12 protein-coding genes and 1 other annotated feature are annotated in these 12,607 nt (G+C 47.5%); of the genes, 2 read left to right on the forward strand and 10 right to left on the reverse strand.

Going from position 1 to position 12,607, the window contains the following annotated elements; translation table 11 throughout:
* Positions 1-55: 55 nt before the first annotated feature.
* The 3 genes from hemW to VSQ61_RS03455 all read right to left on the reverse strand — a co-directional run bounded on the left by hemW (position 56) and on the right by VSQ61_RS03455 (position 4,398).
* Positions 56-1,198, reverse strand: a complete 1,143-nt coding sequence (gene hemW / locus VSQ61_RS03445; protein WP_334343038.1) for a radical SAM family heme chaperone HemW — start codon at positions 1,196-1,198, stop codon at positions 56-58.
* A 48-nt stretch (positions 1,199-1,246) separates the two neighbouring features.
* Entirely contained in the window at positions 1,247-3,061 is a 1,815-nt protein-coding gene (lepA, locus tag VSQ61_RS03450) for a translation elongation factor 4 (RefSeq protein WP_334343039.1), read from the reverse strand.
* Positions 3,062-3,204: 143 nt separating this feature from the next.
* Positions 3,205-4,398, reverse strand: a complete 1,194-nt coding sequence (locus tag VSQ61_RS03455) for a S1C family serine protease (protein WP_334343040.1) — start codon at positions 4,396-4,398, stop codon at positions 3,205-3,207.
* Positions 4,399-4,600: 202 nt separating this feature from the next.
* Between VSQ61_RS03455 and VSQ61_RS03460 the strand changes: the two genes are divergently transcribed.
* Positions 4,601-4,783 carry a hypothetical protein gene (locus tag VSQ61_RS03460; RefSeq protein ID WP_334343041.1) on the forward strand — a complete coding sequence of 61 codons (183 nt, stop codon included), beginning with the start codon at positions 4,601-4,603 and terminating at the stop codon, positions 4,781-4,783.
* A gap of 56 nt (positions 4,784-4,839) precedes the next feature.
* On the opposite strand, the gene VSQ61_RS03465 is transcribed toward VSQ61_RS03460, so the two are convergent.
* From VSQ61_RS03465 to epsC, 6 genes are all read right to left on the reverse strand, one after another.
* On the reverse strand, positions 4,840-6,429 hold the full coding sequence (locus VSQ61_RS03465) for a serine hydrolase (protein WP_334343042.1): 1,590 nt from the start codon (positions 6,427-6,429) through the stop codon (positions 4,840-4,842).
* 92 nt (positions 6,430-6,521) lie between these two features.
* Positions 6,522-7,100: a sigma-70 family RNA polymerase sigma factor gene (locus tag VSQ61_RS03470; protein ID WP_334343043.1), complete on the reverse strand. Its 579-nt coding sequence runs from the start codon at positions 7,098-7,100 to the stop codon at positions 6,522-6,524.
* Between the two features lie 53 nt (positions 7,101-7,153).
* A complete protein-coding gene (rlmB, locus tag VSQ61_RS03475; RefSeq protein WP_334343044.1) occupies positions 7,154-7,900 on the reverse strand; it encodes a 23S rRNA (guanosine(2251)-2'-O)-methyltransferase RlmB in 747 nt (248 codons plus the stop codon).
* Positions 7,882-8,331 carry a Mini-ribonuclease 3 gene (locus VSQ61_RS03480; protein WP_334343045.1) on the reverse strand — a complete coding sequence of 150 codons (450 nt, stop codon included), beginning with the start codon at positions 8,329-8,331 and terminating at the stop codon, positions 7,882-7,884. The genes rlmB and VSQ61_RS03480 overlap by 19 nt, the downstream gene beginning before the upstream one ends.
* A complete protein-coding gene (gene cysS / locus VSQ61_RS03485; RefSeq protein ID WP_334343046.1) occupies positions 8,316-9,722 on the reverse strand; it encodes a cysteine--tRNA ligase in 1,407 nt (468 codons plus the stop codon). Before cysS ends, VSQ61_RS03480 begins: the two co-directional genes overlap by 16 nt.
* Positions 9,709-10,422 carry a serine O-acetyltransferase EpsC gene (epsC, locus tag VSQ61_RS03490; RefSeq protein ID WP_334343047.1) on the reverse strand — a complete coding sequence of 238 codons (714 nt, stop codon included), beginning with the start codon at positions 10,420-10,422 and terminating at the stop codon, positions 9,709-9,711. Before epsC ends, cysS begins: the two co-directional genes overlap by 14 nt.
* A gap of 57 nt (positions 10,423-10,479) precedes the next feature.
* Positions 10,480-10,699 (reverse strand) — a binding site (T-box leader).
* 217 nt (positions 10,700-10,916) lie between these two features.
* Between epsC and VSQ61_RS03495 the strand changes: the two genes are divergently transcribed.
* On the forward strand, positions 10,917-11,420 hold the full coding sequence (locus tag VSQ61_RS03495) for a DUF5721 family protein (RefSeq protein ID WP_334343048.1): 504 nt from the start codon (positions 10,917-10,919) through the stop codon (positions 11,418-11,420).
* On the opposite strand, the gene VSQ61_RS03500 is transcribed toward VSQ61_RS03495, so the two are convergent.
* Positions 11,407-12,606, reverse strand: a complete 1,200-nt coding sequence (locus VSQ61_RS03500; protein WP_334343049.1) for a DHHW family protein — start codon at positions 12,604-12,606, stop codon at positions 11,407-11,409. The two genes, VSQ61_RS03495 and VSQ61_RS03500, sit on opposite strands and share 14 nt — an antisense overlap.
* Between the last annotated feature and the right edge of the window lies 1 nt (position 12,607).

The following is a 12,607-nucleotide window of genomic DNA, read 5'->3' on the forward strand; positions in this document are numbered from 1 at the left end:
AAACTTTCATTCGAAAGGGCACTCATGAAAGTTCCTCTCGTGTGCCTTTGCGACTTTACCTTTCATCCTGTAAAAATTCTGCCAGGGCATAATTGCTCACATCAATCCCCAGATCTGTTAAACGTGCCCGTCCGCCTTCCCGGTAGAGAAGCCCTTGCTGTTCCAGCCTTTGAAATGTTCCTTCATACACCTCCAAAAGTTCTTCTGTCAGCGGTACTCCTTCTGCTTTTCGAAGCCCCAGAAACATGGTTTCTTCCTGCTCTTCCTGTCTGGTAAGCTTCTGTACCTCTTCATAAGTATAATCCCCTGCCAAATATGCTGAAAGCTTCTTTTGATTTTGACAGCGCACTCCTTTTATCAAAGAGGAAGCTCCAAGGCCCAGCCCCAGATAATCCTTGCGCTCCCAATAACCCAGATTATGGCGGCAGGCGAAACCTGCTTTGGCATAGTTGGATATCTCATAGCGTTCATATCCGGCTGCTCTTAGAATATCCCTGGTATCATAATACATCTGCCGCTCCGTATCCTCATCCGGCAGCAAATGTTCCTCTCGCCCTCCCGGCCTGTAGCGGTCATAGAAAGGCGTATTTTCTTCAATTATCAGACTGTAGGCCGATATATGCTCCGGATGAAGGGCAATGACCTGATGCAGGGTTTCCTGCCAGCTTTCTCTGGTTTGGCCCGGAAGCGCAGACATTAGATCCACATTCAGATTGTGAAATCCTTTCTTACGTGCCTGAGAAAAGCTCTCCAGAAATTCTTCATAGGTGTGAATCCGTCCAAGGATTTTCAGCTCCCGGTTATCTGCTGACTGAAGTCCCAGGCTTAAGCGGTTGACTCCTGACTGCCGATAGCAGGAAAGCTTGTCCTCTGAGAGTGTCCCCGGATTGCACTCTAATGTGATCTCCGCATCTGCTTCCACGGTAAAATGATCATGAATCTTCTTAAGAATCCCTGCTGTCTGCGCTCCCTCCAGGATAGAAGGAGTTCCGCCTCCCATGAATATCGAAGTAACTTTATATTCTGATCCAAGAGGTTTTCGTTGTAGAATCTCTTCCTTTAAAGCCTCTATATACTGACCTCGTACCATCTCATCTGCAGGTGCTGACAAAAAGTCACAATAGGCACATTTTTGAACACAAAAAGGGATATGAATGTATATTTCCAGCTCTGTTTGTCTTTCGCCATTTTCATGCATATCCCTTATCCTCTATATTATAGCTCCCCAATCTGTTCTTTTCATCAACTACCTGTCATCCAGCTTCAGCACACTCATAAAGGCTTTCTGGGGAATCTCCACATTTCCAATCTGACGCATCCGCTTCTTTCCTTCTTTTTGTTTCTCCAGAAGCTTCTTCTTTCGGGTAATGTCACCGCCATAGCACTTTGCCAGTACATCCTTGCGCATAGCTTTTACTGTCTCCCTGGCGATAATCTTACTGCCTACTGCCGCCTGAATGGGTATCTCAAAGAGATGTCTTGGAATTTCTTCCTTTAGCTTCTCACACATTTTCCGTCCCCGCTCGTAGGCCGTACTGCTGTGAACGATGAAGGACAGGGCATCCACTTCTTCCTTGTTAATCAGAATGTCCAGCTTAACAAGCTCCGCCTGCACGTAGCCCTTCATATCATAGTCAAAGGAGGCATACCCCCGGGAACGTGATTTCAGAGCGTCGAAGAAATCATAAATAATCTCATTTAAAGGAAGCTCATATTTTAACAGTGCTCGGGTTTCTTCCATATATTCCATTCCAAGATAAATGCCTCTGCGTTCCTGGCACAGCTCCATAATGGAGCCGATAAATTCCGTAGTCACCATGATCTCCGCACTGACCATGGGCTCCTCCATATACTCGATTTCCGCCGGATCCGGCAGATTGGAAGGATTGGTAAGCTCAATCACTTCGCCGTTTGTCCGGTGAACCTTGTAGATAACGCCCGGAGCTGTCGTTACCAGATCCAGACCATACTCACGCTCCAAGCGCTCCTGAATAATCTCCAGATGAAGAAGTCCTAAGAAACCGCAGCGGAAACCAAAACCCAAAGCAATGGAAGTCTCCGGTTCAAACTGTAAGGAAGCGTCATTAAGCTGCAGCTTCTCCAAGGCATCCCGCAGATCCGGATACTTGGCGCCGTCCGCCGGGTACATGCCGCAGTATACCATAGGAAGAACTTTCTTATATCCCGGCAGCGGCTCTTTACAGGGATTCTCCCGGCTGGTGATGGTATCACCTACACGAGTGTCCTTTACGTTCTTAATACTTGCTGTCAGATAGCCTACCATGCCCGCAGACAATTCCTCACAGGGAATAAACTGTCCGGCGCCGAAATAACCCACCTCCACCACATCCGCCTCTGCACCTGTAGCCATCATGCGGATGGGTGTACCTCTCTTTACGGTACCTTCCTTAATTCTACAGAACACTATAACGCCTTTATATGAATCATATAAAGAATCAAAGATCAATGCCTGAAGAGGTGCCCGGCTATCTCCTGCGGGAGCCGGAATCCGCTCTACAATAGCTTCCAGCACATCCCCCACATTCTGACCTGTCTTGGCAGAAATCCGGGGAGCATCCTGGGCCTCTATGCCAATTACATCCTCAATTTCGTCTATGACACGCTGAGGTTCTGCGCTGGGCAGATCGATCTTATTAATAACGGGAAGCACATCCAGATCATGATCCAAAGCCAGGTATACATTGGCCAGGGTCTGAGCCTCTATGCCCTGAGCCGCATCCACCACCAAAATCGCCCCGTCGCAGGCAGCCAGGCTCCGGGATACCTCATAGTTAAAATCCACATGTCCTGGTGTGTCAATTAAATTAAAAATATACTCCTCACCGTTTTTCGCTTTATATACCGTACGCACAGTCTGGGCCTTGATGGTAATGCCCCGCTCACGCTCCAGCTCCATATTGTCCAACACCTGGGCCTGCATCTCCCGGCTGGTTAAAAGTCCTGTCATCTCAATGATTCGATCTGCCAGGGTGGATTTGCCATGATCAATATGTGCAATGATACAGAAATTTCTTATTTTACTCTGATCCATGTATGCCATCGAATGTTCCTCCGTAATTTTATATATAAATATAAGCCGAAAAATTTTTATATAAGAAAATACCCTCGGTTGACAAGAATTTTTTGTTGCTTGTCAATCGAGGGTAGTATAGCATAAACAGGAAGAAATGTAAAATTCTTTTCTTACTTCCCTGTATTCTCCCCAAGCGTAACAGTCACCGTCTGCTCCTGGTACTCGCCTTCCAAAGCTTGACTTACAGTAAACTTCACCTGTTCGCCTTTTTTATAATAAGAAAGCTGTTCTTTTAGTTCTGCCATGGACGCAACACTGCTGCCGTCAAATCTTGTAATAATATCTCCCTTTTTCAAGCCTGCCTTCGCAGCGCCGGAGCCTTCTTCCACAGAGGTAATGTAGACTCCCTTCGGCATATCATAGGCATCCGCCACATCCGAACTCACATCCTGACCGGTAATTCCAAGGAAGCCCCTTTCACCTTCCGACACTTTTTCCTCCCGTATCGTACGGTTCATCAGTCCTTCAATAATATCTACCACATCATCCACCGGAATTGCATAGCCCATGCCCTCTACATTTGTGTCAGAGTATTTGGCCGAATTAATACCGATAAGCTGGCCGCTCATATTCAGAAGGGCTCCGCCGCTGTTGCCGGGGTTGATGGCTGCATCTGTCTGAATCAGGGTATTGGTATTATTTTCAATCGTTACTTCCCGATTCAGGGCGCTTACAATTCCTGTTGTTACAGACTGCCCATAGCCCAATGCATTGCCGATGGCAACCACCTGCTCTCCTACCTGAAGCTCCGAGGATTTTCCCAGCTCAATCACTTGGATCTGCTCTTTTGTGTCCTCAGTGAGCTCTTCCATTTTTACAGAAAGAACCGCTAAATCCTTATTGCTGTCTGTCCCTTTGACCTTTGCTTCTGCCATTTCGCCGTCCACAAAACCTACGCTAATCTCTTCTGCACCATTTATTACATGATTGTTGGTCACAAGCAAAAGTTCTGTGTCTGTCTGACCAATGATGATTCCCGTTCCGCGGCTCTCACTTTCATAAGCCTGAGATTGTCCAAAAAGACGCATCTCCTGAACGCTTTTATTAGTAATTGATACCACGGAAGGCATCGTCTGCTCTGCTATGGCAGCAATATTAAGCGCACTGTTTCCTGTATTGGCAGTCGTTATTTCTCCGTCTGCTGCGCCTGCCATCTGATTCAGCTTTACGCCTTCCACAGTCTCCGCCTGTTCCTCTTCACCTATCCATTGATTTAACATATAATTGCTTCCCTGAAATGCCGCACTGGCTGTCACACCAAACGCCAGAGCCAAAGCCACTGTCTTTACTCCTTTTTTCAGCATATCCACAACCTCCGATTGTTTTTATTTTATATTGGTTATTGTAGGCAAAAATTGTGGCGCAATTGTGGTGCTTATATGGAAAATCTGTGATGTTCCTGTGTTTTTTCTGTGTCTTACTGCATGTTCCTGAATATTCGGTGCACACTAAACATGGAAGGACGGAAATGATGCAGAAGCATAACAAACAGTGAGGTAAAACCATATGGCAAATAAAAAAAATAAAAAGACGAATCAAGAAATCATCGAAGGTTACGACTACCTGGGTAATTCCTGCTCCAGCACAGACTGTACAGGTCTGATTCCCAGTGCGCCTTCATCAAAGGCTGAACGGGATTCCTATGAGGACGTCTATCACTATCAGCCCAAAGCAGCTCCCAAGCAGTGAAAATCAAAGAAGGACAGCCGTATGCTCCAATGCTTCATTTAGAGCTTCGGCTGTTCTTAATCGCCTTCCGGCTCACCGCCGCCTCCGGTTACTTCATCAAACAATATCTTTGTATCTTTATACCGCCCTTCGTCCGAATCCTGCATCACTGCCGTCACATAACGGCGCCCGTTCACTTCCAGAGCACCAACCAGATTCTTTACATCATTAAGACTTCCGGTTTTCAATCCCACAGCCCCTTCATAATAATAGTCGTCCCCGGACCGCACAAGCTGGTTCGTATTCTGATAGGTAACATCGGCATTTTCAAAAAGCGCACGGAAGGATTTTTTTCCTGTCAGCTCCATAATGGTCTCATTTTCCAGGCATGCCTTTGCAATTCTCACCATGTCTCTGGCCGTGGTGTACTGATTCTCCGTCTGGTCTCCGTCTGGTGTCTCAAAGTTGGAATCCTCAAGCTCCAGCTCCGCAGCATAAGCATTCATGGCCTCCACAAATGCCGCTACAGCATCGGTCGTGGAAGCATTTTCATCTCCTAAAATCTTATGTCCTGTATAATTGGCCAATGAATAAGCTGCATCATTTCCGGAGGGAACAAGCATGGCTCCCAAAAAGGTGCGGACACTTCCCCGCATTCCCACCTTCAGACTGGCGGTGGAAGCTCCCTGACTAATCAGACTAATCTCCTCCCCGGCTGTCAGAACTTCATCTGTTCCGCAATATTTCAAAACGGTAAGAGCCGTCAAAAGCTTTGTTGTGCTTGCAGGAGTTACCCGATCCGTTCCGTTTTTCTCATAGAGAATCATATCATCATCCAGAGAAAACAGACAGGCCGCTCCGGCTTCCAGTGAAAGATTTGGCATATTATCCACAATCTTAAGTTTCTTGGCCTCTTCCTCTGCAATTCGGGCCGCCTCAGCTTCCTCAGCCGCCTTGCGCTCTTCCTCCTGCTTCTTTTCCAGTTCTGCCTGAGCCGCTTTTTCCTCCTTCACCCGTTGAACCTCTATCTGAGTTCCCTTTCCCACAACTGCCAGAAGCATGAAAATAATAAGAAACTCCAATTCCTTTTTTACAATAAAAGGCACATCTCGCCTGCGCGAACGCTTTACTGTCCCCATGCGTTCAATCTCCCGGAAATACATCCGAACTACGCCGAAGACAAAATAGCCCAGAAAAATTCCCAGAAGACTTAAGAGAAATTCATCCAGGCTGGCCGAAGCTTTTGCAAGAAAAATCTGAAACACTTCTATAAAAAGGGATACTCCCCCGCACAGAAAGAGTACCTTTAAAAACCTCTGATAACGCCGGAACAAAAAGGGAATTAAAAAACCGAAGGGCATAAACTTAAAAATTGCCCTGAAAAGAGCCCCCGCTCCCTGATCCTTTACCAAATCAATACTACCCTTTATGGGAATAAAAGCGATGGTCTTCCAGTCCGGTTTTATAGAAAATCCAAGAGCTGGTGTTACGGATGAGGCAAACAAGGCCAGAAAAAGAAAAGCCAGCACACCAAAACCCACTTCGTGGGAAATGGGTATGCGCATCTCTCCTTTGTAATATAAAAGCCAGATAACTGCACGAAAAATCAGGTACGTCAGCACGCCGGCCAATAGGTAGGATCCGGTGCTCATTACATAATTTGACAAAAAATTCCCTCCTTCCCATTTGAATTATAACATGAAATAGGGAAAAAGGGGATTTTAATTCATTAATTTTTTCTAAAGGGAGCTTTCTATGGTTATCCGTTCGTTTTTCGCAGCTTTCTGCGGATTCGCTGCAAGGCGTTGTCAATGGACTTTGGCTCCTTGTTCAGCCGAAGAGCAATCTCTGAATAGCTCTGGCCATTGAGATACGCTGTAAGAATCTCCTGTTCCAAAGGCGTCGCTACTTTCAGAATCTCCGCCCGAAGGCTCTCTATGTTCTCCTGATCAATAAGAAGCTCCTCGGGGCTCTTTCCTTTCAGCCTCTCTGCCTGCTCTCCAAGCTCCGGCGAAAGCTCCACATAGGAATTTAAAGGAGCATGCTTCAGCCGTCCTGCCGCCTGTATCGCACTGTAGAGCTGTCGGGAAATGCAAAGTCCTGCAAAAGCTTCAAAAGAATCCGATTTCTCCGGCCGATAATCACGGATCGCTTTGAATAACCCCAGCATTCCCTCCTGAATCAGATCGTCACTGTCTCCGCCTATGAGATACAGAGGTCTGGCCTGATTGCGGACCTGACGCTTATAGCGTTCAATCAGCACATCCATACATGCCGTTTCTCCTGCATTGATGTGTTCTATCAACTGTTCATCCGTAAGCCGCGCCCATCTTTCCATTTTTTTCTCCATACTCTGCATCCTGTCCCTGCACCGATAATCCGTATCCGAAGTTACTGTTCCTGCAATCTCTGCCTTACAATCTCGTAGGCCAGCACCCCTGCCGCCACAGAGGCATTGAGGGAATCAATGTTTCCCCGCATGGGAATGGATGCCGTAAAATCGCATTTTTCCTGAATCAGCCGTCCCACGCCATCCCCCTCATTTCCAATCACCAGGCCAATGGGTCCTGTAAGCTTCATGCGATACATGCTCTCCCCGCCCATCTGGGCGCAGACAAACCAAAGGCCCTCTTTTTTCAGTTCCTCAATAACAGATGCCAGATTTGTCACCTTGGCTACCGGGGTATAATTCAGGGCGCCTGCAGAAGCTCTGGCTACTGCAGCGGTCAGGCCGCAGGCTCTCCGCTTGGGAATGATCACCCCATGGGCTCCGGCCAGATTGGCTGTACGAATAATAGCCCCCAGATTGTGGGGATCCTCAATATTATCCAACAGGAAAATAAAGGGATCCTCTCCCTTGTCTCTCGCCGCTGCCAGAATATCCTCCACCTCTGCATAAGTATAGGCGGCGGCACTGGCAATGACGCCCTGATGATGCCCTGTCTCGGACATCTGATCCAGACGCTCCTTTTTCACATAATTGACAATGGTTCCCTGCTTGCGAGCCTCCCGTTTGATGGTATTCACAATCCCATCCTGACAGCCGTCCAGAACAAACAGCTTGTCTATGGTTTTTCCGGAACGAAATGCCTCCAGAACGGCATTTCTTCCCTCTATGGTCAGTTCTTCGTATCGCATGGTTCTTCCTCCAGTCCCAGTTTTACCAACTCCAGAAGCCGCTCTGTCCGCCCTTCCAAATACAGATATCCCATCAGCGCCTCAAAACCGGTAGCCCTCCGGTATTCTGACATGGTTGCATGCTTTGCCATAGTAGGGGAATTGGCATTGCGTCCCCTCCGAAACACATGCAGTTCTTCCTCTGTAAGCTGCTCCTTCACCTTCTCTGCCATGGCCGCCTGAGCTCCGGCATTTACCAGAGCACTGGCCCTTTTGTGGAGCTTGGCTGCCTGCGCATTGCCCTGCCCCACCAGAAGGGAACGAATCACCAGCTCATAAATGCCGTCTCCAATGTATGCCAGAACCAGCGGCGAATAGGTTCGGATATCCACATCCTTAAACGCAAATGCCTTGTGGATATCCGCCATCAGATTGGTTACGCCCGTTTCCATTTTACACCCTCTCGCGTGTCTTCCAGCACAATGCCTTTCTCAAGCAGGAGCCCCCGAATCTCGTCGGCCCTTGCAAAGTTCCTGGCTTTTCTGGCCTGCTGCCGCTCCTCAATCAAAATCTCAATATCTTCGTCCAGAAGTTCCGCCTTTTTCTCTACAATCAAGCCTAAAATATCACAGAGAGTTTTTAAACGATCCAGACATTTTTCCAGATAATCCTTTGTGTTCTCTCCGCTTGTATGGGTATTCAGATATTTCACAAGTTCAAATACGGCAGCAATGGCGTCGGCCGTATTAAAATCATCATCCATGGCCTCGTCAAATTTTTTCACAAATTCCTCAGTCGCTTCATAGTGGGCCAGTTCACTCTCCGTCATAGTTCCCTTTGGGGCTGCGCCCAGAAGATGCTTCAAATTCTCTGCTGCTGTCACGATCCGATCCAGGCTGTTCTTGGATGCCTCCATCAGTTCGGCGCTGAAATTCAAGGGGCTGCGGTAGTGAGCGCTGAGCATAAAGAAACGGAGCACCTGGAGATCGTATTTCTCACTAATCTCCCTTACTGTAAAGAAATTCCCCAGAGATTTGGACATCTTCTTATTGTCAATATTCAAAAATGCATTGTGCATCCAGTACTTTGCAAATTCCTTACCATTACATGCCTCACTCTGGGCAATCTCATTTTCATGGTGAGGAAATACCAGATCCTCGCCGCCGGCATGTATGTCGATCTGCTCACCCAAATATTTTTTGGACATAACGGAACACTCAATATGCCAGCCCGGACGTCCCTCTCCCCAGGGAGATTCCCATGCAGGCTCCCCTTCCTTCTTCGGCTTCCAGAGCACGAAATCCAGAGGATCTTCCTTTTCATCCTCGCCGGATACCAGAAGGGAACGATTGCCGCTGCGCAGATCGTCTAAGTTCTTATGAGAAAGCTTTCCGTAGTCTGCAAACTTCCGGGTGCGGAAATAAACTGTTCCATTTACCTCATAGGCATAGCCCTTGTCAATCAACTGCTGAATCATCTCCAGCATTCCGCCAATCTCCTGAGTGGCAAGAGGATGGGTGGTGGCAGGCTTTACATTCATCATCTCCATATCCTTTTTGCACTCGGCAATATAGCGCCTGGAGATCTCCTGAGCGGATACGCCTTCTTCAATGGCTTTTTTGATGATTTTATCATCCACGTCCGTGAAGTTGGACACATAATTGACCTCATAGCCCCGATGCTCCATATAACGACGGACAGTGTCAAATACAATCATGGGTCTTGCATTGCCAATATGGATAAAATTGTAGACCGTGGGACCGCATACATACATTTTAACCTTGCCTTCCTCCAAAGGAACAAAGGGCTCTTTTTTCTTCGTTATGGTATTATAGATTTTCATTCTGCTTCTCCTTCTTTGCTTTTTGTTTGTCCTTTTTATCTTTTTCCTTTTTTTCTTTCTTTTTCTTCAATTCTGTCAATTCTGCCTGAAGCCGGGCATTCTCACGGCGAAGCTCCGTGAGACTGTCCATAACCGGGTCGGGAAGATCCACCTGATTCATGTCACTGCGGGGCACCTTTACATCTCCCCGTTTCACAATGCGGCCCGGAACACCTACTACAGTGCAGTTCGGCGGCACCTCTTTGAGCACCACAGAACCGGCTCCTATTTTCGAATTTTCCCCGATGGTAAAGGAACCCAAAATCTTGGCCCCTGCACTGACCATGACATTATCCCGCAAGGTAGGATGGCGCTTTCCGCGTTCCTTACCTGTACCGCCTAAGGTCACGCCCTGATAGAGTGTCACATTATCTCCAATGATGGTAGTCTCCCCGATGATAACGCCGGAACCATGGTCAATGAAAAGTCCTTTGCCAATCTCCGCTCCCGGATGAATCTCAATGCCCGTTTTCCGCACCGTCCTTTGGGACAGCCAGCGGGCAAGGAAATAGTGGCCCTTCTGGTACCATTTATGGGCCAGCCTGTAACTTAAGATAGCACGAAAGCTTGGGTATAGCAAGACCTCCATGGGACTTTTGATGGCTGGATCCCGTTCGGTAATTACCTGAAACTCTTCCCTAATATAACGAATAATACCCATATATTCTCCCTTCTACTAGAAATCCGGACCGAAAACACAAAGCGGACTATCCCGTCTCTAAGAGACGAAATAATCCGCGGTTCCACTCTTTTAAAAGGGCTTATGCCCTTTCCCTTTTCCACTTAACGCGTGTCACGTACCCGGCTGATGCTTACGCACTCACCGGATCTGCTCCCGGATGCACTTCACCCACACCTTGACAAGAACTGCTTTCAGCCGGTGACAGTTCCTCTCTGCTGCCTCGAATATGGACTACTTTTCCGTTCACTGCCTTTTTCATTCTTCAAATCTCTCTATGGTTTAGAATATGCAAAATCAGGCAGTTTGTCAAGCATTTCATAAGAATAAGGAGCAATAAGGACCTAAATCCAATCTTAGACTAAAAAAATCTTTGTTGCCATACCAGACTCTCCTGCTTTGCCGTCCCCAATTGCATTTTCCTTCATTTCAATATATACTATTAACTATATTTCCAAGATCAGGAGGTCCCCGCCATGATTTCACTGCAAATTGAAGCCATCAAACCCTTCATGAACAAACTTCTGCTCCACCCCACATTTGACGCCTTTCTATTAGTAGAAGGCACCGTCACCACCTGCAACACCTTCCACATCGACGGCCACCTTAATCCCGACTACTACTCCAAAGAAGAGCAGGAGTCACTAGGTCTTGGCTGCCGCCGCTTCTCCCGTTGGCAGGAGCTGCGCCCCTTCTGCCTGGAACTAATCAAGGGAAAGCGCACGCCCTTAGGCTTCCGCTTCACCTTCCAGCTATCCCCCGAGAACACCGAGAAGCTGCTGACCCAGACAGAAAGCCCCTTTTTCCCAAAAGATGTAAACGGCCTGATCCTGAACATCCGCTACGACTCCGCCGGCCTTTTCTGCACCACAGCAGCATCCCTGGCTCTTTTCACCATGGACAAATCCCTGGAACAATCCTGGGATCAAATGGTCCAAAAGTTCCTCCTAAAGCAGGACATTGCCTTTACCCTTCTATAGCATTTTCCTCCGGATCCTCAAGAACAAAATGCAGCACATCATCCTCCAAAAAAGTATTCAGGTTGTACAAAACCAAAATATCCGTAAATTCCTGTTCTTTAAAAAGCGAATTCAAGTTCCCATAATAATACCGGGGATCCACCAATACAATCTCCCGAAAGGATGAGGTCAGAAAAGGTACAAAGCAGTTAGCATAAGAATCCTTAAGCAACAAAAGCGTCCGCTGGCTTTCCGCCATAGTGCGAATCCTTACTATGGGATGATTCCCATCCAAAAACACCCCATACTTATCCCGTCCCTCCAGCTTCTTTGAGGCATACAGAGAAGCTGACTTTTTCTGCTCCTCCACATAAGTAACCACAAGCCGTTCTTCCTCCTCCGGCCAAAAGACAGAGATCGTATCCGAAGGAACTTGATAACCGCTTCTGGAAGCCAGTGTTCCCTTAAATCTGTTTGTCACAGGATAAGCGTTCATTTTCAAATCCGCTTCAAGTCCCATCACCTGATTAGCCTGAAGAAAAGCATACCATGCTCCCAGCGTCGTCCAATGGTGATCCGTCCGATAATACAGATATTCTTCTCTGTGCTCCCGCAATGTTTTATAAACAGGAATCACCTGAACCCTTCCGCCCAAATAAGAATAAATTCGGCTAAGCTGCTCCGCCTGATCCTCCACCGGAGCAAAAGGCGGAAGTCCCTCCGGATTCACTCCGGCCGCCCCCGGAGCCAGCAGAAGATACATGCCTGTCTTTGGATGCTTCTCTGCAAAAGCTGCTATGGCATCCAGATTCCTCCATACCTGTTCCTCTAGCTTTTCCGGTTTCTCATAAAGCTGTCCATTTTCCCCAAGATACACACCGCCGGATTCATTTTTCCCAAGGAAACGGTCTGCCGCCGAGCGAAACTGAATCCATGCATCCCGTGAAAAAAACTGATCCGTCTGATATTTTTCATAATTGCTCATAAACTTTCCATCCATAATTCCGGAAAGCTGCAGGCTGGGCCGCTGCTCCAGATAGCGGTTCTCCGCTTCGGAAAATACCCGATCCTCACAGAGCAGGTTCAGCGCCCCAAAAGAAATAATACTTATAAGAAACAACAGCCCAAGCCAGGAATAGGGCGAAAGCTGCCTTCTTTCTTTTCTCCTTCTCAACCCATTTTTCAACTCCTTATTCCAGTTCCGCATC

Origin of the sequence: Candidatus Merdisoma sp. JLR.KK006, assembly GCF_036941035.1 — a bacterium.
Classification (GTDB): Bacteria; Bacillota; Clostridia; order Lachnospirales; family Lachnospiraceae; genus Laedolimicola.